The organism is Amycolatopsis sp. NBC_00438 (genome assembly GCF_036026695.1).
Classification (GTDB): domain Bacteria; phylum Actinomycetota; class Actinomycetes; order Mycobacteriales; family Pseudonocardiaceae; genus Amycolatopsis.
This window is the reverse complement of sequence record NZ_CP107923.1, coordinates 9,031,186-9,051,966: the sequence shown is the minus strand read 5'-3', so window position 1 is coordinate 9,051,966 and position 20,781 is coordinate 9,031,186. Positions and strand designations below refer to the sequence as shown.

22 protein-coding genes are annotated in these 20,781 nt (G+C 71.7%); 9 read left to right on the top strand and 13 right to left on the bottom strand.

The genetic code is table 11. From position 1 onward, the window contains the following. Positions 1–13: 13 nt before the first annotated feature. From OG494_RS41645 to OG494_RS41635, 3 genes are all read left to right on the top strand, one after another. Positions 14–1,453 (top strand): hypothetical protein, encoded by a 1,440-nt coding sequence (locus OG494_RS41645; RefSeq protein ID WP_328448284.1) that lies wholly within the window; start codon positions 14–16, stop codon positions 1,451–1,453. 358 nt (positions 1,454–1,811) lie between these two features. Beyond that, complete coding sequence (locus tag OG494_RS41640; protein ID WP_328448282.1) at positions 1,812–2,582, top strand: PhzF family phenazine biosynthesis protein; 771 nt, start codon at positions 1,812–1,814, stop codon at positions 2,580–2,582. Further along, on the top strand, positions 2,582–2,956 hold the full coding sequence (locus tag OG494_RS41635) for a YccF domain-containing protein (RefSeq protein WP_328448280.1): 375 nt from the start codon (positions 2,582–2,584) through the stop codon (positions 2,954–2,956). The genes OG494_RS41640 and OG494_RS41635 overlap by 1 nt, the downstream gene beginning before the upstream one ends. Here OG494_RS41635 and OG494_RS41630 read toward each other — a convergent pair whose 3' ends face one another. Together OG494_RS41630 and OG494_RS41625 are read right to left on the bottom strand one after the other, a co-directional pair. After that, complete coding sequence (locus OG494_RS41630; protein WP_328448278.1) at positions 2,957–3,757, bottom strand: metallophosphoesterase; 801 nt, start codon at positions 3,755–3,757, stop codon at positions 2,957–2,959. 37 nt (positions 3,758–3,794) lie between these two features. Beyond that, the gene (locus OG494_RS41625; RefSeq protein WP_328448276.1) at positions 3,795–4,589 is read right to left on the bottom strand and encodes an HAD-IIA family hydrolase; all 795 of its coding nucleotides are present in this window, start codon (positions 4,587–4,589) and stop codon (positions 3,795–3,797) included. A 192-nt stretch (positions 4,590–4,781) separates the two neighbouring features. Here OG494_RS41625 and OG494_RS41620 point away from each other — a divergent pair, with 192 nt between their 5' ends. Continuing rightward, positions 4,782–5,495 carry a multicopper oxidase domain-containing protein gene (locus OG494_RS41620; protein ID WP_328448274.1) on the top strand — a complete coding sequence of 238 codons (714 nt, stop codon included), beginning with the start codon at positions 4,782–4,784 and terminating at the stop codon, positions 5,493–5,495. Between the two features lie 53 nt (positions 5,496–5,548). On the opposite strand, the gene OG494_RS41615 is transcribed toward OG494_RS41620, so the two are convergent. Genes OG494_RS41615 through OG494_RS41595 form a run of 5 tightly spaced genes read right to left on the bottom strand, consistent with a single transcriptional unit; the run spans position 5,549 to position 9,228 of the window. Next, a complete protein-coding gene (locus OG494_RS41615; protein WP_328448272.1) occupies positions 5,549–6,616 on the bottom strand; it encodes a sulfate/molybdate ABC transporter ATP-binding protein in 1,068 nt (355 codons plus the stop codon). Further along, on the bottom strand, positions 6,613–7,380 hold the full coding sequence (locus OG494_RS41610; protein ID WP_328448270.1) for an ABC transporter permease: 768 nt from the start codon (positions 7,378–7,380) through the stop codon (positions 6,613–6,615). The genes OG494_RS41615 and OG494_RS41610 overlap by 4 nt, the downstream gene beginning before the upstream one ends. A gap of 58 nt (positions 7,381–7,438) precedes the next feature. Beyond that, positions 7,439–8,245, bottom strand: a complete 807-nt coding sequence (modA, locus tag OG494_RS41605) for a molybdate ABC transporter substrate-binding protein (RefSeq protein ID WP_328448268.1) — start codon at positions 8,243–8,245, stop codon at positions 7,439–7,441. A gap of 56 nt (positions 8,246–8,301) precedes the next feature. After that, the gene (locus OG494_RS41600; protein ID WP_328448266.1) at positions 8,302–8,706 is read right to left on the bottom strand and encodes a TOBE domain-containing protein; all 405 of its coding nucleotides are present in this window, start codon (positions 8,704–8,706) and stop codon (positions 8,302–8,304) included. A 33-nt stretch (positions 8,707–8,739) separates the two neighbouring features. Beyond that, a complete protein-coding gene (locus OG494_RS41595) occupies positions 8,740–9,228 on the bottom strand; it encodes a MarR family winged helix-turn-helix transcriptional regulator (protein ID WP_328448264.1) in 489 nt (162 codons plus the stop codon). A gap of 165 nt (positions 9,229–9,393) precedes the next feature. Here OG494_RS41595 and moaA point away from each other — a divergent pair, with 165 nt between their 5' ends. The 3 genes from moaA to OG494_RS41580 all read left to right on the top strand — a co-directional run bounded on the left by moaA (position 9,394) and on the right by OG494_RS41580 (position 12,167). After that, the gene (gene moaA / locus OG494_RS41590; RefSeq protein WP_328448262.1) at positions 9,394–10,401 is read left to right on the top strand and encodes a GTP 3',8-cyclase MoaA; all 1,008 of its coding nucleotides are present in this window, start codon (positions 9,394–9,396) and stop codon (positions 10,399–10,401) included. A gap of 1 nt (position 10,402) precedes the next feature. Continuing rightward, positions 10,403–10,663, top strand: coding sequence for a MoaD/ThiS family protein (locus OG494_RS41585; RefSeq protein ID WP_328448260.1), 261 nt, complete (start codon positions 10,403–10,405; stop codon positions 10,661–10,663). Positions 10,664–11,519: 856 nt separating this feature from the next. After that, positions 11,520–12,167 (top strand): transglycosylase family protein, encoded by a 648-nt coding sequence (locus OG494_RS41580; RefSeq protein ID WP_328448258.1) that lies wholly within the window; start codon positions 11,520–11,522, stop codon positions 12,165–12,167. A gap of 131 nt (positions 12,168–12,298) precedes the next feature. On the opposite strand, the gene OG494_RS41575 is transcribed toward OG494_RS41580, so the two are convergent. From OG494_RS41575 to OG494_RS41560, 4 genes are all read right to left on the bottom strand, one after another. After that, entirely contained in the window at positions 12,299–13,219 is a 921-nt protein-coding gene (locus OG494_RS41575; RefSeq protein ID WP_328448256.1) for a molybdenum cofactor biosynthesis protein MoaE, read from the bottom strand. Further along, the gene (gene moaC, locus OG494_RS41570) at positions 13,216–13,686 is read right to left on the bottom strand and encodes a cyclic pyranopterin monophosphate synthase MoaC (protein WP_328448254.1); all 471 of its coding nucleotides are present in this window, start codon (positions 13,684–13,686) and stop codon (positions 13,216–13,218) included. The genes OG494_RS41575 and moaC overlap by 4 nt, the downstream gene beginning before the upstream one ends. A gap of 563 nt (positions 13,687–14,249) precedes the next feature. Further along, entirely contained in the window at positions 14,250–15,638 is a 1,389-nt protein-coding gene (locus tag OG494_RS41565; RefSeq protein WP_328448252.1) for an NAD-dependent malic enzyme, read from the bottom strand. Positions 15,639–15,742: 104 nt separating this feature from the next. Continuing rightward, entirely contained in the window at positions 15,743–15,922 is a 180-nt protein-coding gene (locus tag OG494_RS41560) for a hypothetical protein (protein ID WP_247058525.1), read from the bottom strand. Between the two features lie 89 nt (positions 15,923–16,011). Here OG494_RS41560 and OG494_RS41555 point away from each other — a divergent pair, with 89 nt between their 5' ends. Beyond that, entirely contained in the window at positions 16,012–18,249 is a 2,238-nt protein-coding gene (locus OG494_RS41555; RefSeq protein WP_328448250.1) for a helicase-associated domain-containing protein, read from the top strand. An 81-nt stretch (positions 18,250–18,330) separates the two neighbouring features. After that, positions 18,331–18,897, top strand: coding sequence for a hypothetical protein (locus OG494_RS41550; protein ID WP_328448248.1), 567 nt, complete (start codon positions 18,331–18,333; stop codon positions 18,895–18,897). Positions 18,898–18,976: 79 nt separating this feature from the next. Here the strand turns inward: OG494_RS41550 and OG494_RS48520 are convergent, their stop codons facing one another. Then, positions 18,977–19,996 (bottom strand): DUF742 domain-containing protein, encoded by a 1,020-nt coding sequence (locus OG494_RS48520; RefSeq protein WP_442874346.1) that lies wholly within the window; start codon positions 19,994–19,996, stop codon positions 18,977–18,979. 6 nt (positions 19,997–20,002) lie between these two features. After that, positions 20,003–20,419 carry a roadblock/LC7 domain-containing protein gene (locus OG494_RS41540; RefSeq protein ID WP_328448246.1) on the bottom strand — a complete coding sequence of 139 codons (417 nt, stop codon included), beginning with the start codon at positions 20,417–20,419 and terminating at the stop codon, positions 20,003–20,005. Between the last annotated feature and the right edge of the window lie 362 nt (positions 20,420–20,781).

The window sequence follows — 20,781 nt, the reverse complement described above, 5'->3', positions numbered from 1 at the left end:
ACGGAGTTCTGCCATGAGTCAGCCGCACCGGGCGCAGCACCGCCAGTCCGAGGGTGACTACTACGCGGAGACCGCTCAGAAGCTTCAAGGACACGGCGAAGACGGCCAGCGCCTCACTCAGAAGGCCGCGTCGGACTATTCGGTCGCCCAGGGAAAGGTCCTGCAAGAAGGACAAACCCTGCGCGGAGATGCGCCCGCGCCCGGGGAAAACTACGCGAACAGCCCGCACGAAGTGTTGTACGACATGGTCCACAAGAACCTGGACCTCGAGGATCTCAACGACCGCAGCCGGGTGGCGAACACCTACGGCAACTGGCTGGCCGACGCCTCCAACCAGTTCCGCGACGCCGCCACGGCAGCAGGCGGCCAGTGGCAGGGAACTGCCGCCGACCAGGCGAACACCTTCTTCCAGAGCACCGCCGGCCACACCGAACAGACCGGCAACGCGATGCAGCTGGCGTCGAACCACTACTCGCAGCAGTCCGCGGCGGCCTACTACGCCAAAACGAACATGCCCGAGCCCACCGGGTTCAACCAGCAGGCCGAGATGGACAAGGCGAAGCAGCAGTACAACTCGGGCGATCTGGTCGGCATGAGCAACACGATGACCGGCATCCAGGCCAAGCAGCAGCAGGCCGATGCCGCGCATCAGCAGGCCGTTCAGGTTCTCCAGGGCCTCGACGGCACCTACCACGAGACCGCCAGCACCCAGCCCACCTACTCACCCCCGCCGCAGCTGGGGTCCGGTGACAGCACCACCGCCAGCGGGTTCCACGGGACCAGCAGCACCAGTTTCACCGGCACCCCCACCATCGGTGGCTCGGGTGGCATCGGCGGAACCGGTGGGACAGGCGGCTTCAGCGGGGTCGGCGGCACCGGCGGGACCAGCGGGAGCTTCGCGCCTCCTGGCACCACGCCTCCCGGGGCGACGCCGCCGAGTACCTTCGTTCCGCCCGGGGCCACCAGCGGGACCGGGAACGCCGGGGGCTTCGGTGGTGGCAACTCCGGGCTCCGTGGCGCGCCGGCCGCCGGTGCTTTCCCGCGGATGGGGCCCGATGGGCTTGCCATGCCCGGGGGGACGACCGGCGCCGGTGGGGCCGGTGGGGACATCACGCGCGGCAAGTCCGGAGCCGGGCGAGCCGGGAGCGGGTTCGCCGGGTCGCGGGTCTCCGGGGGCGGGGCCACCGGAGCGCCGAAGGAGACGGCCGGCGAAGGTGGCAAGACCGGCGCCAAGGGCAGCGGTGAACGGCTCGAGCGCGGCGCCACCGCGGCTGCCGCGGCCAAGGGGAAGGCCGGCGGCGCGGGCGCGGCTGGGGCCGGCGCCGGCAAGAAGAAGGAAGACGACAAGGAACACAAGAACAAGATCCAGCTCGAGGAAGACATCTTCGACCTCAAGCCGGAACGCGGGCCGGACGGCGAGAAGATCGTCCGGCCGACCATCGGCGAAGCCTGACCCCAAGCCGCAACGCCGACCGCGAGACGACCGCACGACCGACCATCGGCGAAACCTGACCCCAAGCCGCAAAGCCGACCGCGAGACGACCGCACGACCGACCATCGGCGAAACCTGACCCCATGCCACAAAGCCGACCCACCACGAGACGACCGCGCGGCCCGCCACCGGCGAAACCTGGCCCAAGGCGGAACCCGAGCCGGACCGCGAGACGACCGCGCGGTCGACCGTAGCCGGAACCCGAGCCGGGACGCGAGAAGAGCGCGGCGCCTGACCTCCAGGACCCCTAAGGGGTTGCCCTGGTGATGCGAGAAAAGCGTCACCACCACGGGCCAAAAGCCCTGGATACAGTGGAAGCATGCGCTTCTTCATCGTCGACGCCTTCACCGACCGGGCCTTCGCCGGGAACTCCGCCGGGGTCGTGCTCCTCGACGCGCCCGCCGATGCGGCCTGGATGCAGGCCGTCGCCGCGGAGATGCGGCACTCCGAGACCGCTTTTGTCGTCGTCGGCGGAGACGAAGGCGAGGGGCCGAAGTCGTTGCGGTGGTTCACCCCGGCGGCCGAAGTCGCGCTGTGCGGGCACGCCACCGTCGCCACCACGCACGTCCTCGGCGGCGAGCAGGTCTACGCCACCCTCAGCGGCGAGCTGCGCGCGAAGGCCGCCGGCGGCTGGGTCGAGCTGGACTTCCCCTCCGATCCGCCCACGACGTCCGACGACGATCTGAGCGCGATCCTGCCCGGCGTCGAGATCGAGCGCACCGGGCGCGGGGTCGACAACCTCTTCGCCGTCCTCCCGGACGCCAAGGCCGTCCGGACCCTCGAGCCCGACCTGAAAGCGCTGAAGGACACCTGGAAGGGCCGGCTGCTCGTCACCGCCGCGGGTGACGTCGACGGTGTCGACTACGTCAGCCGGTTCTTCGGTCCGGGCGTGGGCGTCGACGAAGATCCCGTCACCGGCTCGGCGCACTGCGTCCTGTCGCCGTACTGGTCCGGGCGACTGAACAAAACCGACCTCACCGGCGCGCAGGTGTCGGCGCGCGGCGGGATCGTCCGGACCCGCCAGGACGGCGACCGGGTCCACCTGTCCGGCCAGGCCGTGACCGTCGTGAGCGGGGAGCTGCACGTCTGATGCGTACGCTGCTGAACATCATCTGGCTCGTGCTGTGCGGCTTCTGGATGGCGCTGGGCTACCTGGTCGCGGGCGTGATCTGCTGCGTCCTGATCATCACGATCCCGTTCGGGCTCGCGTCGTTCCGGATCGCCCGCTACGCGCTCTGGCCGTTCGGCCGCACGGTCGTCGACCGCCGCGACGCGGGCTCGCCGTCCTTCGTCGGCAACGTGATCTGGTTCCTCTTCGCCGGGCTGTGGCTGGCTATCGGGCACGTCTTCACGGGCATCGCGCTGTGCGTCACGATCATCGGCATCCCGCTGGGCGTGGCGAACTTCAAGATGATCCCGGTGTCCCTGATGCCGCTCGGCAAGGAGATCGTCGAGCTCCCCTGATCACGACTCCGGCTCGTACGGCAGCTTCACCACCAGGCACGGCCCGCCGACGAACAGGCCACCGTCGACGCCCAGGGCCTTGCCGCCCGCGTACAGGAACGGGCCCTCGATCTGCGTGGGGTGGATGCCCAGCTGGTCCGCGATGACGCTGTGCCCGTGGATGATGCGCGAGCCGCCCAGGGCGTCCATCAGCTTCTGGGCGTTCTCCTCGCCTTCCGGGCCGCGGAACGCGTAGCGGGTCGTCATGCGGCGCCAGACGTCCCACCACGACTCGATGTCCGAACCCATCAGGATCTCGCGGGCGGAGTCGTTGATCGCCTCGACCGAATCCCCCCAGTCGAGGTACTCGAGGGTGTCCGAATGCAGGAGCAGGTGGTCGGCGGCGAGCGCGGCCAGGGGCCGGGCGGTCAGCCACTCGATGTGCTCCGGGGTCAGCCGGTCCTGGTCCGACAGCAGGCCGCCGTTGATCTCCCAGCTGCGGGCGAAGCTGCGCGGCCCGAAGTCGGACGGCACCGGCTGGTCGCCGAAGTGGTACATGCCGAGCGCGAGGATCTCGTGGTTGCCCAGCAGCGTCTGGACCTGGCCGCCGGCTTCCGCCGCCTGCTCTTCGAGCTGGATGACCAGGTCGATGGCGCCGACGCCGTCCGGCCCGCGGTCGACGAAGTCACCGAGGAACCAGAGCTGGTCCTCGCCCCCTGACCAGTTGTCTTCGTCGTCCACCAACCCCTCGGCGCGCAGTGCTTCGGCCAGTTCGTCCCGGTGGCCATGCACGTCGCCCACCACGTACGTGGAGTTGCTCATCCGGTGACGATAAGCCCTGCTCGCGATGGGGTCTCGATCAGCCTTCCCCGAATGGGTCGGTCGTCTTCCCGATCAGGTCGGCGATGGAGTCGAGCACGAGAGTGGGCCGGTACGGATAGCGTTCGGCCGACTCCCTGGTGGAGATGCCGGTGAGCACCAGAATCGTCTGCAACCCGGCTTCGATGCCCGAGTGCACGTCGGTGTCCATCCGGTCGCCGATCATCAGCGTCGACTCCGAATGCGCACCCAATCGGCGCAACGCCGAGCGCATCATCAACGGGTTCGGCTTGCCGACGTAGTACGGCGAGCGCCCGGTGGCCTTCTCGATCAGCGCCGCGACGGAACCGGTGGCGGGCATCGAGCCCTCGACGCTCGGGCCGGTCGCGTCCGGGTTGGTGGCGATGAACTTCGCACCGCCCTCGATCAGCCGGATCGCGCGCGTGATGGCGCTGAAGCTGTACGTGCGGGTCTCGCCCAGCACGACGTAGTCCGGGTCGCGCTCGGTCAGGACGTACCCGACCTCGTGCAGCGCCGTGGTGAGGCCCGCTTCGCCGATGACGTACGCCGAGCCGTTCGGCCGCTGCGACGAGAGGAACTTCGCCGTCGCCAGCGCCGACGTCCAGATCGCCTCTTCGGGGATGTCGAGCCCGGTGCGCTCGAGCCGCGCCCGCAGGTCACGCGGGGTGTAGATCGAGTTGTTGGTCAGCACCAGGAAGTCGATGCCGTTCGCCTTCAGCTCGGCGAGGAACTCGTCGGCCCCGGGAACGAGGTGCTCCTCCTTCACCAGGACGCCGTCCATGTCGGAGAGATACGTCCACCGGCGCTCATCCATGGGCGAAACCTATCACGCGCGCGAGACACCTGCGTTCGTCGTCGAAAGGCGATACGGTGGGAATTGCCGGTTTCGCGAGGGGAGTCGCGTGCCCGGCCACCGAGAGGTTCGGGGAAATTCATCGCACACGTCGTCGACGGAAACGTCGTGGCGCAATTCGGTCTGCCCCGCACCGCGAGGGGGAGAAATCGCATGACCGAAATCATCGAGCGCCCGGCGACGACCGGGCCGGGCACCGCGCCGAACTGGGGACTCACGAAGTTCCTCGACCCGCTGCGTGTTCCGCCGGCGCTCCGGCCGCATTCCTGGGACCACGCCGCGATCACCATTCCGATGGTGACCGAGCACCAGCGACTGCACTCGCAGTTACCGCCGAGTACATTGTGGACGTACGCGGGACATTTCCCGGGTCCGACGATCGAAGTGCGCGCCGGTGAACAACTGCGGATTTCGTGGTCGAATCAAATCGACGGCGAGTTTCCGCTCGTCGCCTTGCAGGGCCCGGTGGCGGACGGGCCGGCCGGCCCGGCTACTCGACCAGAACGTCCAGCCCGCGATGCCGCTCTGCTACCACGACCACGCGATGGCGATCACGCGCTTCACCGTCCACACGGGCCTCGCCGGGATGTACCTGATCCGCGACAACGAGGAAGACGCGCTCGGCCCGACTCGCGGTTCTACACGCTGAACCTGGTCGACGAGGACAACCGGCCGGTGAACGACGCCGTCCGCCTGATCGGCACCGACGGCGGCCTGCTGCCGGTGCCCACGGAACTGCCCGCGGCCGGCGGCTGGTGCACGGTTCGACGCTGCCGGAGGACCACGACCACGTCCGGGTCGCGCTGCTGCTCAACGCCGCGGCAGCCACCACCACGACGGCTGAGCAGTCTGCCGCGGCCCTCGTGAGTGTTTAGGGCGGTTCTAACCGCCCTAAACACTCACGACAAGCCGCGGCAGGCTCAGGAAGTGGCGGCCGGGTGCACGCTGACCGTGGCGGCCTTCACCGACAGCGTCACCGCTGTGCCGGGCTCCAGGGCCAGGTCGGCGACGGCGGCCGGGGTGAGGTCGGCGGTGAGGCCGTGCGCCCAGCCGTCGCCCTCGGCCCGGACGCGGATCACCGGGCCGTGCGGCTCCAGCGCGGCGACGACGGCGTCGGCGGTGTTGCGCGGGCTCCCCCGGTGCTCGCCGTCACCGGCGTAGACGGCGACGGCGTTCGGCGGGAACACCGCGACCGCCGGCTCACCCTGGACCACGTCGGCCGCCGGGATGCCGGACACGACGGCACCGGACGCCGTGCGCAGACCGTTCTCGACCGCCGTGCCGGCGATCAGGTTGAGGCCGGCGATCCGCGCGGTGAACGGCGTTCGCGGGGCGGACAGCACGTCACGGGTCGGGCCGCGTTCGACGATCCGGCCGTCGTTCATCACCGCGACGTGGTCGGCGAGCGCGAGCGCGTCGAGCGGGTCGTGCGTGACCAGGACGGTCGTCGGGCCGGTCTTCAGCACGCGCCGCAGCAGGCCGCGGATCGCCGGCGCGGCATCGACGTCGAGGGCGGCGAACGGCTCGTCGAGCAGCAGCAGGTCCGGCTGGGCGGCGAGCGCCCGGGCGATCGCGACGCGCTGGGCCTGCCCGCCGGACAGCTGGCCGGGCCGCCGGTCGGCGAGCTCGACGGCGTCCACTTCGGCCAGCCAGAAGTAGGCGAGGTCGCGGGCGGCGCGGCGGCCGGCGCCGGTCGAGCGCGGCGAGAACGCGACGTTGTCCACCGCGGACATGTGCGGGAAGAGCAGGGCGTCCTGCGAGAGCAGGCCGATGCCCCGCCGGTGCGGCGCCAGCTCGGCCAGCGCCCGCCCGGCCACGGTGATCTCCGCGGACCGGGGCGCGACCAGCCCGGCGAGGCAGCCGAGGACCGTCGACTTGCCGGAGCCGTTCGGGCCCAGCAGCGCCAGCACCGTCCCGGTGGGCACGTCGAGGTCCACTTCGAGTTCGAACGCGCCGCGGACGACGTCGATCCGGGCGGCCAGGCTCATCGCAGGCCGCCTTCCCACGAGCGCGGCCGCGCGAGGGCGATCACGACGACCGCCACGATGATCAGCAGCAGCGCGAGCGCCACCGCGCTGTCGACGTCCACTTCGGCCTGCGTGTAGACCTCGAGCGGCAGCGTGCGCGTGACGTCTTCGAGGCTGCCCGCAAAGGTGATCGTCGCGCCGAACTCGCCCAGCGCGCGGGCGAAGCTGAGGACGACGCCGGAGCCGAGCGCGGGCAGCAGCAGCGGCAGCGTGACCCGGCGGAAGACGGTCCAGGGCCGCGCGCCGAGCGTCGCGGCGACCTGCTCGAAACGGTCGCCGGAGCCGCGCAGCGCCCCTTCGAGGCTGACCACGAGGAACGGCATCGCGACGAACGTCTGCGCGATGACCACCGCGGTCGTGGTGAACGGCACCGACTCCCCGGTCAGCGTGGTGATCAGCATGCCGAGGAAGCCTTTGCGGCCGAGCAGGTAGAGCAGCGCGAGCCCGCCGACGACCGGCGGCAGCACCAGTGGCAGCAGCACGATCGAGCGCAGCAGGCGGACGCCGGCGAACCGGGCGCGGGCGAGCACGACGGCCAGCGGCACCCCGAGCAGCACGCAGGCCACAGTGGACAGCGCGGCCGTGATCAGCGACAGCCGCAGCGCGTGCAACGACGACGGCGTGACGATCAGCGCGGGGAACCGCGTGAGGTCGGAGCGCACCAGCAGCCCGACGACGGGCAGCACGACCAGCGCCAGCGCCAGCGTGGCGGGCACGGCGAGCACCCACGGAACCCGCGAACGGCCGGCCGGGGAGCGTCCCGGCCGGCCGTTCGCGAGACGGTTACGCCGCAGGGCCGAACCCGACCTTGGCCAGCTCGGTCTTGCCCTCCGTGCCGAGCACGAACTCGTCGAACTCCTTGGCCAGGGCGCTCTGGCCGCCCTTGACCACGGCGATCGGGTAGTTGTTGATCGCGCCGCTCGCCTCGGGGAAGTCGACCTTGTCGACCTTGCCCGCGGCGGAGGTGGCGTCGGTGACGTACACCAGGCCCGCGTCGGCGTCGCCGGACTGGACCTTGGCCAGCACCTGCTTGACGTCCTGCTCCTCGCTCTTCGGCTTGAGCGTGACGCCGGTGCTCGTCTCGACCTTCTTCGTCGCCGAGCCGCACGGCACCTGCGCGGCGCAGGTCACCACGGTCAGCCCGGCCTTGTTCAGGTCGGCGAAGGACTTGATGCCCTTGGGATTGCCGGGGGCGACGGCGATGGCGAGCTTGTTGGTGGCGAACACGGTCGGCTGGCCGTCGATCACCCCGCCTTGGGTGGCCTTGTCCATGTTGGCCTGGTCCGCGGAGGCGAAGACGTCGGCCTTCGCGCCGTTGGTCAGCTGCTGGACCAGACCGGACGAACCGGCGAAGCTGAACTTCACGGTCACGCCGGGGTGCGCGGCTTCGAACTCCTTGCCGAGCGCGGTGAACGACTCGGTGAGGGACGCGGCGGCGAACACGGTCAGCGTGCCGCCGGCGTCACCGGTGCCCTTGGGCGCGGGCGCGGAGACCGACGACCCGCCGGTCTGCGTGCTGGGCTCGTCCGAGCTGCTGCACGCGCCCGCGAACAGGGCGACGGCCGCGACGGCGAGAGCGAGCTGTGACAACCGGGGCTTCGCCCCGGGCCGGGGGCTTCGCCACCCGGACCCCCGAAAAGCGTTCTTCATCGATTTCCTTCCGGTGTCTCCACCACGACGGTGGTGGCCTTGACCACCGCGACCGCGAGCACCCCTGGGCGCAGGCCCAGCTCGCGAACGGCTTCGGTACTCATCAGGGACACCACACGGTGTGCCCCGCACTGCAGTTCCACCTGGGCCATCACCTTGTCGGCGACGACCTCGGTGACCAGCCCGACGAACTTGTTGCGGGCGGAGCGGCCGACCGAGGACGGGTCGTCGGGGCCGCTCGCCTGGGCCCGGGCGAACCCGGCCAGCTGGGCGCCGTCCACGACCTTGCGGCCGGCGGCGTCGTCGGTGGCGGTCAGCTGGCCCGCGCGCACCCAGCGGCGCACGGTGTCGTCACTGACCCCGAGCAGGCGTGCTGCCTCGGACAACCGAAATTGCGGCATGGCGCAGACATTATCGCCGCACTTGAGGAAAAGCTATGCGGGGCGCGAATTGTGCATGATCTCGGTGCGCAGCTGTTCGAGCATGACATTCTGATAACGCTCGATGACTTTTCGCTCGGCCGGTGAGAACTGCGCGAGCATCTCGCGAAGCCAGTCGAAGGCGGACTGGAAGAGCGGCGCGTAGCGCTCGGAGGCCCCGGGCACGACCTCGACGAGGACCTTGCGCCGGTCCTCGGGGTCGCGGACCCGGCGGACCAGCCCGACCTTCTCCAACCGGTCGATGACGCCGGTCACCGCGCCGGTGGACAGCCCGGTGAGCTCGGCGATCCGGCCGGCGGTCAGCGGCCCGTCGGCCTGGCCGACCAGGTCGAACGTCTTGTGGTCGGTGCCGGACAGGCCCATCCGCTCGGCGATCCTGGCGTGCCGCAGGACAGTGAGCGTGCTGCCTTCGCGACCCAATTCCGCGAAGCGGAAGAGTTCCTCTTCGCCGACCGGGTACGTCTTTTCCGTGGTGTCCGACATCACGCGCCCTTCTCCCGGCTCCGGATAGTTCGGCCACTGAACCACTCGCCGCGCGAAGTATCCTAGCGATCTGCTCACTTCGCACGATCCGGAGTTAGGCTGGGCGTAATGACGGCAGTAGATCTCGGGTTTCCTCGCGTCCCCGCTACACGAGGTTCGTCCGGCGTGCCCAGACCCGAGAACCCAAGGCTCATCGACACTTTCGGCCGGGTGGCCACCGATCTGCGGGTTTCCCTGACCGACCGGTGCAATCTGCGGTGCACGTACTGCATGCCCGCCGAGGGCCTCGACTGGATGCCGGGCGACCAGGTGCTGACCGACGACGAGCTGGTCCGGCTGATGCGGATCGCCGTCGAACGGCTCGGCGTCACCGACATCCGGCTCACCGGCGGCGAGCCGCTGCTGCGGCCCGGCCTCGAAGACCTCGTCGCGCGGATCACCGCGCTCGAACCGCGGCCCCGGTTGTCCATGACGACCAACGGGATCGGCCTCGCCAAGCGCGCTCCGGCCCTCGCCGCGGCCGGGCTGGCCCGGATCAACGTCTCGCTCGACACCGTCGACCCCGCGACCTTCTTCGAGATCACCCGCCGCGACCGGCTCTCGCACGTGCTGGCCGGCATGGCCGCCGCACGCGACGCCGGGATGTCGCCGGTGAAGGTCAACGCCGTGCTCATGCGGGGCGTGAACGAGACCGAAGCCGTGTCCCTGCTGAAGTTCTGCCTCGCCGAGGGCTACCACCTGCGGTTCATCGAGCAGATGCCGCTCGACGCCCAGCACGGCTGGAACCGCGGCGAGATGATCACCGCGTCGGAGATCCTCGGGATGCTCCAGGCGGAGTTCTCGCTCTCGCCGTTCCCGGCCAAGCGCGGCGGGGCGCCGGCCGAGCGCTGGCTGGTCGACGGCGGCCCCGGCGACGTCGGCGTGATCGCGTCGGTGACCCGGCCGTTCTGCTCGGCCTGCGAGCGGACGCGGCTGACCGCGGACGGCGCGGTGCGCTCCTGCCTGTTCAGTAACGACGAGACCGACCTGCGGGCCCTCGTGCGCGCGGGCGCGCGCGATGAAGAGGTCGCGGACGCCTGGCGGGCCACCATGTGGGGCAAGCTCGCGGGACACGAGATCAACGACGCCGGGTTCGCGCAGCCGATCCGGCCGATGAGCGCGATCGGCGGCTGAGATGAGCACCCTGACCATCGTGGTGCGGTACTTCGCGGCGGCGCGCGCCGCGGCCGGAGAAGAAGAGGAGAAGGTGCAGCTGCCTTCGACCGCTTCCGTCGCCGACGCCGTGGCCGAGCTGCGCCGCCTCCACCCCGTCGGCCTGCCCCGGGTGCTCGACGCGGTCAGCTACCTGCTGGACGGCGTCGCGGTGCGGGACCTGACCCGCGAGCTGACCGACGGCGCCGAGCTGGACGTCCTCCCGCCCTTCGCCGGCGGCTGACCTTCTCCTCTACATAGGGCGTCGCGCCCATGGACAGGTGCGCCGACCGCCCGGGTGCGCGAGCCGTCCACCTGCGTACGCGAGTTCCGCTCCCCCGATATCCGCCGACCGTTCGGGTACGACGGCCGACCGCTCGCCGACGCGGGTCCGGCGCCCCGGCGTGGCGCCTCACCGCATCCGGGCGTTCGCGGGAGGCTGAATCCGCAGTCGTTCCCACTCCGTCCGGTGACCCGTCTCGCCTGGTCGGACACCGTCTGTCGCCCCTGCCGGCGCGAGGTGCCCGGCCGGGCACCTCCGACCGTGGTCGTAAACCGCCCGAACAGGTGGGACAAGAGTGACTGGTGGGATGCCTGAAGCCTGCTGTCAAGTCTGGCGGACCGCCGAGGGACTCCATAAGATGCGCCCCCCATTCGTGAACCAGGCGGCACGAAAGGGCCATTCACAGCGCAAAACACGTGATGCAAGCCTCACGATCCGTGCTTTGTCTCGGCAAGGAAACGGACAGATAACGGCCCTCTGACCTGCGCAGACACCCGCATCGACAGGGGTTGCGTGCTGTTACTGTGACGTAGGTCACGCCCCGAATAATTTCCGATCACGGTCATCGTTACGTACCGTCGCTAATCGGCTGGCCCCGACCAGTCAGCACCACCGGGAATCCGTAGCGCCTAGCCCTGTCCGACGGATACCCGGACCCATACCCCGAGCGAAAGCATTTCCGGACAGGGACGAGGGGACGAGGACGACGCGTCGTGCGTCGGAGCCGTCCGCCGGTCTGAGAGGGCCGGCGCCAGGACCCCGATCCTGACCCTCAGCACAAGTCTCGTAGGCGCAGGGAAGCCTGAGAAGCATTCAGATGTCTTACCGAGGCAAGCACCGCAAGATGTCCGCTGCCACCCGCACCGTCGCTCGCGTCGCCATCGCGGGCATCGCGGTCGGCGCTCCCCTCGCAATCGCCGCGACCCCCGCGTCGGCGACGAACTGGGACGCCATCGCGCAGTGTGAGAGCGGCGGCAACTGGAGCATCAACACCGGCAACGGCTACTACGGCGGCCTGCAGTTCACGCAGAGCACCTGGAAGGCCTACGGCGGCACCGGCAGCGCGCAGGGCGCGTCGCGTGAGCAGCAGATCGCCGTGGCCGAGCGCGTTCTGCAGGGCCAGGGCATCGGCGCCTGGCCGGTCTGCGGCAAGAAGGCCGGCGGCGGTTCGTCGACGGCCCCGCGGACCGCGAAGACCACCACGCCCAAGAAGGTGACTCCGAAGAAGAGCGCCCCGGCGGCCTCCGCGACCCCGAAGAAGGCGACCCCGGCGGCTCCGTCGGCGGCCGGCGTGAGCAGCTCGAACCCGTCCGGTGACTACACCGTCGTGGCGGGCGACACGCTGTCCAAGATCGCCAAGCAGTTCAGCGTCACCGGCGGCTACCAGAAGCTGCAGGACCTGAACGCGAAGTACATCCCGAACGCGGACATGATCCTCGTCGGGCAGAAGATCGCCACCAAGTGACGATCGCGTAGTGATGCGAGGTCCGGCCTAGTGCCGTGACACACGAACCCTCCACCGCCGATCCCCCGGGCGGTGGAGGGTTCGTCTCGTTTCGGACCCGGCACCGCTGCGCGCGGTGCCGGGTTTTCCCGTCAGGGCGAGTTGACCCACTCGTCCGTGCCGTCGGTGAAGTGCTGGTGCTTCCAGACCGGCAGCCGGGCCTTGACCTCGTCGACCAGCTCCGCGCACGCCGTGAACGCCTGGCCGCGGTGCTCCGCCGCGACGGCGATCGCCAGCGCGACGTCACCGATCGTCAGCGCGCCGATGCGGTGGCTGACCGCGACCGCGCGGACGCCGGTCCAGCGGGCCGACAGGTCCGCCACGACGTCCGCGATGACCTGGCTCGCGCTCGGGTGGCCCTCGTAGGTCAGGTCGCGGACGCCCTTGCCCCCGTCGTGGTCGCGGACCACGCCGGCGAACGTCACCACCGCGCCCGCCGCGTCGTCCTCGACCAGGCGCGCGTGCTCCTCCACCGACACCGGTTCCGACGTCACCTGGGCTCGCGCGACGCGGACCGCGGGGCCCGCCGGGGCCACGCGCGGGTGGTCGCCGCCCGCCAGCTGGTCGACGGCGTGGTCCAGGATGCCGTCGAGGACACCCAAACCGTCCTTGACGCCGCCGCTGGAGCCCGGGAGGTTCACGACGAGGGTCCTCCCCGCAACCCCGGCTACACCGCGCGAGAGGACCGCTGAGGGCACCTTGGGCAGGCCCGCCGCGCGGATCGCGTCCGCCACACCCGGCAGCTCGTGGTCCAGGACCGTCTTCGTGACGTCCGGGGTGCGGTCGGTCGGGGAGATCCCGGTGCCGCCGGTGGTGAGCACGACGGCCACGCCGCCGGCCAGCGCGGCCCGCAGCGCCACCCCGACCGGATCGCCGTCCTCGACGACGACCGGCGCCGGGACGTCGTACCCGCGATCGGCCAGCCAGGCGGCGATCACCGGGCCGGTCTTGTCCTCGTAGATCCCCTTCGCGGCGCGGTTGGACGCCACGATCACGCGTGCGGTGCGCTTCACGGCCGCTCCCAGGTCCCGGTCTTGCCGCCGTCCTTGCGGAGCAGGCGGACCTCGTCCAGCGTCGCCGCCGGATCGACGGCCTTGATCATGTCGTGCACGGTCAGCCCGGCCACGGCCACCGCGGTCAGGGCCTCCATCTCGACGCCGGTGACGTCGGTGGTCTTGGCGGTCGCGCGGATCCGGACTTCGGTGTCGCCCAGCTCGAACTCGACCTTGACGCCGGACAGCGCGATCTGGTGGCACAGCGGGATCAGCTCGGGCACCCGCTTCGCGCCCATGATCCCGGCGATCCGCGCGGTGGCCAGGGCGTCCCCCTTCGGGAGACCGTCGGTCGCCAGCAGCCGGAGGACCTCGGCGGTGGTCCGCACGGTCCCGGCCGCGAGCGCGGTGCGCGCGGAGGGGGTCTTGCCGGAGACGTCGACCATCCGGGCGGCGCCGGTCTCGTCGACGTGGCTGAGTTCACTCACCCACCGAGGCTACTTCCGGGCCGGCGGACGGGGGCCGGGGCCTGCCTGGGACGGGACGACGCGCCGGGGCCGGACGGTTGTGGTTCGCGGAACGGATCCGGTCGAGGCGGAGTCGGCGACTGGCGACGGCGCCGCGCCTCGGAGCGCGCGGGCACGAGTCACGACCCGAAGCACGATCGGCGCACCGGTCGCCGGTTTCGCCTTGCTGCCGTGCACCTGGGCAGGGCAAGTGGCGGGCGGTTCGCCGCACGACCCCGATCGTGCGGGCCGAACTGCAGGCGCAGGTCGCCGGTTTCGCACCGGCGCCGCGAGCTGGGGGTCCCGGGCGCCGGTGCTCGCCGGTTGGTCGTCGGCTCAGCCGGGCCCCGGCGCGGTGACGTCCGCCGGGCACGCGCCCGGCGCCACCCCCACAGCCACGGCCGCCACCACCGAGGCGACGGCCGTGACCAGCAAGAACTTCCGCGTTGGGCTTTCCCCGAACGAGCAGGAGGCCAGCCTAGGACCCGCGGAACGCCACCGTCGTCCGCCGGAAGACGGACTCCGAGGTCATCCGAAGTGGTGACTCAGCGCTCGGCGCGGACGGCCTTGCGCACCGCCTCGGCGACCGCGGGCGCCACCGCGCTGTCGAACACGCTCGGCACGATGAACGACGCGTTGAGCATGCCGCTGTCCACGACGTCGGCGATCGCGTCGGACGCGGCCAGCAGCATCTCGTCGTCGATGTTGTTCGCGTGCGCGTCGAGCAGGCCGCGGAAGACGCCCGGGAAGGCCAGCACGTTGTTGATCTGGTTCGGGAAGTCGCTGCGGCCGGTCGCCACGACGGCGGCGTGCTGCTGGGCTTCGAGGGGGTCGATCTCCGGGTCCGGGTTGGCCAGGGCGAAGACGACCGCGTTGTCCTTCATGGTCGCGACCTGCTCGGCGCCGAACAGGTTGGGCGCCGAGACGCCGATGAAGACGTCCGCGCCGACCAGCGCCTCGTGCAGGGTGCCGCTGACCTGCTCCTTGTTCGTGTGCGACGCGATCCACGCCAGGTTGTCGTCGAGGTTGCCGCGCTCGGAGTGGACGATGCCGTCGATGTCCGCGGCGACGATGTCACCCGGGTTCTTGCGCAGCAGCAGCCGGATGATCGCCGAGCCGGCCGCGCCGACGCCGCTGACCACGATCTTGCAGTCCTCGATGTTCTTCTTGACCACGCGCAGGGCGTTGCGCAGCGCGGCGACGACGACGATCGCGGTGCCGTGCTGGTCGTCGTGGAACACCGGGATGTCCAGCTGCTCGCGCAGCCGCTTCTCGATCTCGAAGCAGCGCGGCGCGGCGATGTCCTCGAGGTTGATCCCGGCGTACACCGGCGCGATCGCCTTGACGATCTTGATGATGTCCTCGGTGTCCTGGGTGTCCAGGCAGACCGGCCACGCGTCGACGTCGGCGAACTTCTTGAACAGCGCCGCCTTGCCCTCCATCACCGGCAGCGCGGCGGCCGGGCCGATGTTGCCCAGGCCGAGCACCGCGGAGCCGTCGGTGACGACGGCGACGGTGTTGCGCTTGATGGTCAGGCGGCGCGCGTCCTCGGGGTTCGCGGCGATCGCCTGGCAGACGCGGGCGACGCCCGGGGTGTAGGCGCGGGAGAGGTCGTCACGGTTGCGGAGCGCGACCTTGGGGGTGACCTCGATCTTGCCGCCGAGGTGGATCAGGAACGTCCGGTCGGAGACCTTGCGGACCTTGACACCGGGCAGCGAGTCGAGCGTCTGGGTGATGTCGTTCGCGTGGTTCTCCGACAGCGCGTTGGCGCTGATGTCGACCACGATCGAGTCGGAGTGGGACTCGACGACGTCGAACGCGGTCAGTACGCCGCCGACGCGCCCGACGGCGGTGGTGAGGTCACCGGCCGCGCTGGACGAGGCCGGGGCCTCGACCCGGACGGTGATCGAATATCCGGGACCGGGAACCGGCATGGCTTACTCCCGCGTGGGTAAAGAGGGGCTGGGACGGGAGCGAACCTACTCCCGTGACCGCCCTCACGAGGCCCCGATACCGGTACTGACCAGTAACGACAGGATCAGCGGTTGATCTCGGTCTCGGGGTGCACGTACGGCACCGTGTCGAGCGGGAAGGTGAGGTCCCCGAACGGCGACAGCGCGCCCTGGCGGTCCGACGCCAGTTCGGTCACGGGGTGCTCACCGGCCTCGCCCGGCCAGGTCGGGTCGACGCCCTTGTGCTTCTTCTCGCCCTTGGCCACAACGTCCTCCACAGCCGTGCCGGATTCTCCGGACACAGTCTGCCTGAGCCCCCGCAGGCTCGGCCAACCGCCCGGTACGCTGGCCTTCTATGCCCGCGACCTCCTTGGCGGACTGGCTGCGTGGGGAGTCCGACGACGCGCTCGCGGAGTTGCTCCGCACGCGTCGCGATCTGTCCACGCCCCCGCCCTCCGACAGCACGGTGCTGGCCACGCGCGCCGGCACCCCGGGCTCCGTCGCGCGTGCCTGCGAAGAACTCGACACCCTCACCCTGGCCGTGCTCGAAGCGTGTCTGCTGGCCGGCGCGGACCGCGATCCCGTGCCGGTCGAAGACGTCGCGAAGCTGGTCGGCGCCGACATCGCGGCCCCGCTGACCCGGCTCCGCGCGCGGGCGCTGGTCTGGGGCTCCGACGACGCGCTGCGGGTACCGCCCGCGGTCCGGGAGGCGCTCGGGCCGTTCCCGGCCGGGCTGGGCACGCCGTCGCCGGCGCTGGCCGGCGAAGACCTCGAGGCGCGGCTGGCCGAGCTGTCCGACGACGAGCGCGGGGTGCTGAACGCGCTGGCCGCCGGCCCGCCGATCGGGCGCACCCGCGACGCCGGGATCGACCTCACGCTCCAGAAGGCCGAGACGCCGGTGCAGAAGCTGCTCGCCCGCGGGCTGCTGCTGCGGCGCGACGACCAGACCGTCGAACTGCCGCGTGAGCTGGGCATCGCCGTGCGCGGCGGGGTGTTCGGGCCGGGCACGCTCGTCGAGCCCGAGCTGCCGGTGCACCCGCACCGGGCGTCCACTGTGGACGAGGCCGCGGCCGGCGAGGCGATGGAGTTCCTGCGCCACACCGAATCCCTGCTGCGCGCGTGGTCGGCGGCGCCGCCCCCGGTGCTCAAGTCGGGCGGCCTCGGCGTGCGCGAGCTGAAGAAGCTGGCCAAGGACCTCGAGATCGACGAGACGCAGGCGACCCTGCTGGCCGAGCTGGCCGTCGGGGCCGGGCTCGTCGCGGACAGCGAGACGACCTTGCCCGAATGGGTGCCGACGACGCTGACCGACTCCTGGCTCGCGTCGCCGACCGCGCAGCGCTGGATGACGCTCGCGCAGGCGTGGCTGGAGCTGCCGCGGCTGCCCGGGCTCGCCGGCGGCCGCGACGCCAAGGACAAGCCGGTCGCGCCGCTTTCCGAGGAGCTGCGGCGGCCGCTGGCGCCGGTCGTGCGCCGCCGGGTGCTGGCCGCGCTGGCCGACCTCCCCGAGGGCGCCGGGGTGAAGAGCGTCGACGAGCTGGTCGCGGTGCTGGCCTGGCGGGCCCCGCGGCGCGGCGGCCGGCTGCGCGACGAGACGGTCCGCTGGACCATGGCCGAAGCGAGCGCGCTCGGCCTGGCCGGGCTCGGCGGCGTCACGACGGCGACCCGGGCCCTGCTGGCCGACGACCGCCCCGCCGCCGTCGAGGCGATCCTGGACGCGCTGCCCGCGCCGGTGGACCGCGTGCTGCTCCAGGCCGACCTGACGGTGGTCGCGCCGGGGCCGCTGGAGCCGGAGCTGGCCACCGAGATGGACGCGGTCGCCGACATCGAGTCGGCCGGGCACGCGACGGTCTACCGGATCACCGAGGGCTCGGTCCGGCGCGCGCTCGACACCGGCCGGACGGCGGACGAGCTGCACGCGCTGTTCAAGGCGAAGTCCGCGACGCCGGTGCCGCAGGGGCTCAGCTACCTGGTCGACGACGTCGCGCGGCGGCACGGACGGCTGCGCGGCGGGGTCGCGGCGTCGTTCCTGCGGTGCGACGACGAGGCGTTGCTGGCCGAGGTGCTCGCGCACCCGGTCGCCGTGGAGCACGACCTGCGGCTGATCGCGCCGACCGTGGTGATCAGCCCGGATCCCCTGCACGAGGTCCTGGCCGGCCTGCGCGCGGCCGGGTTCGCCCCGGCCGCGGAGGGCCCGGACGGCCGGGTCGTCGACATCCGCCCGGGTGGCCGGCGGCTGCCGGCGAAGGCCCGCGCGGCCCGGCGCAACCCGGGTGAGCCGGCGGTGCTGACCGACGACCAGGCGGAGCGGATCGTCTCCAACCTGCGCGCGGGCGACGCGGCCTCGGCCCGGCGCCGCGGGTCGACGGTCCAGGCACCCGGCGGGGGCGGCGCGGACACGTCGGCGACGCTGGAGCTGCTGTCGCGGGCCACGCTCGAACGCCGTGAGGTCTGGATCGGTTTCGTCGACTCCCGCGGCACCGCCAGCCAGCGGGTCGTCCGCCCGATCCGGGTCGGCGGCGGGATCCTCGAAGGCGACAACAACGAGCGCTACTCCCTGCACCGGATCACCTCCGCGGCCATCGTCGAAGACTGAGCACCCGCGATCCGGTGAATCGGCACCGCACTGCGCGCCGACGTGGTAAGCCTGGGTCCTTCGGAAGTCAGGGGAGGGACCATGAAGCGAGGAACACGCGTGACCGCGGTGGCCACGGCGGTGCTGGTGAGCGGGCTGGGGTTCGCCGGGACGGCCGCCGCCGGGCCGCCGGTCTACACGAAGTACGCGGTCGTGGGCACCACGCACGTCGCGAAGCCCGACGCGAACGTGAAGCTCGGGCCGGGGACGGTCGAGATGTACACCGACATCGGGCCGTACACCTACAGCGGGACGTTCACCCTGCCGCCGGCGCGGGTCACGGTCGGCGCGGTGAGCGCCACGGTGACGCTCGGCCCGGCCCGGATCGAGGGCTCGTCGTTCGGCGGGTTCACGGGCACCGCGACCTGGCCGGTGCGCGTCTCGGACGTCACGGTCGGCGGCGCCCCGTACGACGTCGGCCCCGCGTGCGGCACCGCGCAGCCGGTGACGACGGAGATCACGTCGGCCGACTTCACGCTCTCGACCGGCGGGCACCTGACGTCGACCTACACGATCGGCGCCTTCGCGAACTGCGGTCCGGGGACGGCCCTGGTCAACGCGGCGGTCCCGGGGCCCGGCAACACGCTGGCCCTGACCCTCACGCCCTGAGTCTGCCGCAGCTTGTCGTGAGTGGTTAGGGCGGTTCTAACCGCCCTAACCACTCACGACGGGTGCGGCGCAGGTCGGGCTACAGGGCTCGCAAGCCCGCCAGGACGCGTTCCATGAAGTCGCGGGACGAGCGGTCGCCCAGGATCAGCTCGGTGTGGTGGACCAGCACCAGCCCGATGTCGGCCATGTCCCCGACCAGCACCTTCACCACGCCCAGCGGCAGCCGCAGGTGCGCGGCGATCTCCGCGATCGACCGCGTGTCGAGGCAGAGGTCGCAGATCCGGCGGTGCTCGACCGACCGGACACCGCGGTAGCGGCGGCCGTCGTCGGACGTCGAAACCAGGGCCTCGAGCGCCAGGTTGTGGTCGGACCGGGTGCGGCCACCCGTGCGGGTGTAGGGCCGCACCCGCGAGCCGGCCGACGCCACCGGCCTCGGGTTCGCCGCGCGCACGGCGGGTTCGTTCCAGGCCGGCTCGTCGTAACCGTGCGGCTCGGGCTGCGGGATCCAGCGGGTCTCCGGGTCCGGCGGCGGGGTCCACCCGGCGCGCGGGTCGACCGGCGGGGCCCACGAAGGCGGGGGTGCCGCCTGGGCCCGGGGCCGGGACACCGGGGGGCGCGGGGCCGGCGGGCGGGGCGCGGGCGGGCGCGGGGCCGGGGAGCGGCCCGCGCCACGCGGCGGCGTCCAGGTCTCCACCGGCGGCGGCTCGGGCTCGTAGCGCGGCTCGTCCTGCCATTCCGGCTGCTCGGCGGCGTACCCGTCCTCGGCGTAACCCGGGTCGTGACCGGCCTGGCCGTAGCCGGGCTCGTAACCGGCCTGGCCGTAGCCGGGCTCATGACCGGAGTCACCGGAGTCGTCGTCGTAGTAGTCGTCGTCGGTGGCCGCCGAGGAACCCCACTCGCGGGTGTCCTCGTCGGTGTAGCCCTGCGGGTCCGGCCGCGGCTGCGGTGGCGGCGGGGTCTGCCGCTTCCGGCGCGGCATGATCGTCGACAACGTCGACATGTCGAACTTGCTCGGCGAATCGAAACCCTCGCGCTCGGTGCCGCGGTGCAGTGCGTCCCAGCCGGTGGAGTCCGGATCGTCGAATCCCGAAATCCTCATCGTGTCCTACCCACGCACGCCGCCCTGCAGCTGCGCGCGCAGCTCGGGGGTGATCTGCTGGCCGACCTGCTCGACGAGCAGGGTCATCTCGTACGCGACCGTGCCGATGTCGCACGTCGGCGCGGCCAGCACCGCCAGCGACGAACCGTCCGTAACGGACATCAGGAACAAGTAACCGCGCTCCATCTCCACCACGGTCTGGTTGACACCGCCCGCCTCGAAACAGCGTGCGGCTCCGTGCGTCAGGCTGATCAGTCCGGAGGCCACCGCGGACAGCTGCTCGGCGCGCTCCTGGGGCAGTCCTTCCGACGGCGCCAGCAGCAGGCCGTCGGCGGACACCAGAACGGCGTGGGCGGCGCCGGGTACCCGGCGCACGAACTCCGTGATGAGCCAGCCGAACGCACCCTGGCCGGTTGCCGTCACTACTGCCCCTCCTTGCTCGTGCGGCGCCGCGCGCCGCACACCGGAGCGGGCGGCACGGCCGGTCGACGACGCCTCCGTAAAGCGTATTCGCACCGCCGGTGGTGTCGAGTCCGCCGACGGCAGACCGCTGCGCACCCTACGTGTGCGCGCGATCGCACACCGCGTTGACCCGGACGGGTCCACGCGTTCGAGGGATCCGCCGCGCCGCGGGCCACGTCCCGTGGTGGCGGAGTGTCCGCGCAGGTCAGCCCGGGTCCGGGCGGTCCGGTGGGACGGCCCGGACTTCGCCGGTACCGAACCGGCCGCCCCGAGCGCTGCTCCGGACGGCCGCCGCTCTCCCCGAAGTGGGTGAAGCCCGTGGA

Excerpts from the sequence above, each read along its gene's own strand:
- OG494_RS41645 (WP_328448284.1), top strand. The coding sequence starts at position 14 with ATGAGTCAGCCGCACCGGGCGCAGCACCGCCAGTCCGAGGGTGACTAC.
- OG494_RS41640 (WP_328448282.1), top strand. The coding sequence starts at position 1,812 with ATGCGCTTCTTCATCGTCGACGCCTTCACCGACCGGGCCTTCGCCGGG.
- OG494_RS41635 (WP_328448280.1), top strand. The coding sequence starts at position 2,582 with ATGCGTACGCTGCTGAACATCATCTGGCTCGTGCTGTGCGGCTTCTGG.
- OG494_RS41630 (WP_328448278.1), bottom strand. The coding sequence starts at position 3,757 with ATGAGCAACTCCACGTACGTGGTGGGCGACGTGCATGGCCACCGGGAC.
- OG494_RS41625 (WP_328448276.1), bottom strand. The coding sequence starts at position 4,589 with ATGGATGAGCGCCGGTGGACGTATCTCTCCGACATGGACGGCGTCCTG.
- OG494_RS41620 (WP_328448274.1), top strand. The coding sequence starts at position 4,782 with ATGACCGAAATCATCGAGCGCCCGGCGACGACCGGGCCGGGCACCGCG.
- OG494_RS41615 (WP_328448272.1), bottom strand. The coding sequence starts at position 6,616 with ATGAGCCTGGCCGCCCGGATCGACGTCGTCCGCGGCGCGTTCGAACTC.
- OG494_RS41600 (WP_328448266.1), bottom strand. The coding sequence starts at position 8,706 with ATGCCGCAATTTCGGTTGTCCGAGGCAGCACGCCTGCTCGGGGTCAGT.
- OG494_RS41595 (WP_328448264.1), bottom strand. The coding sequence starts at position 9,228 with ATGTCGGACACCACGGAAAAGACGTACCCGGTCGGCGAAGAGGAACTC.
- OG494_RS41585 (WP_328448260.1), top strand. The coding sequence starts at position 10,403 with ATGAGCACCCTGACCATCGTGGTGCGGTACTTCGCGGCGGCGCGCGCC.
- OG494_RS41580 (WP_328448258.1), top strand. The coding sequence starts at position 11,520 with ATGTCTTACCGAGGCAAGCACCGCAAGATGTCCGCTGCCACCCGCACC.
- OG494_RS41565 (WP_328448252.1), bottom strand. The coding sequence starts at position 15,638 with ATGCCGGTTCCCGGTCCCGGATATTCGATCACCGTCCGGGTCGAGGCC.
- OG494_RS41555 (WP_328448250.1), top strand. The coding sequence starts at position 16,012 with ATGCCCGCGACCTCCTTGGCGGACTGGCTGCGTGGGGAGTCCGACGAC.
- OG494_RS41550 (WP_328448248.1), top strand. The coding sequence starts at position 18,331 with ATGAAGCGAGGAACACGCGTGACCGCGGTGGCCACGGCGGTGCTGGTG.
- OG494_RS48520 (WP_442874346.1), bottom strand. The coding sequence starts at position 19,996 with ATGAGGATTTCGGGATTCGACGATCCGGACTCCACCGGCTGGGACGCA.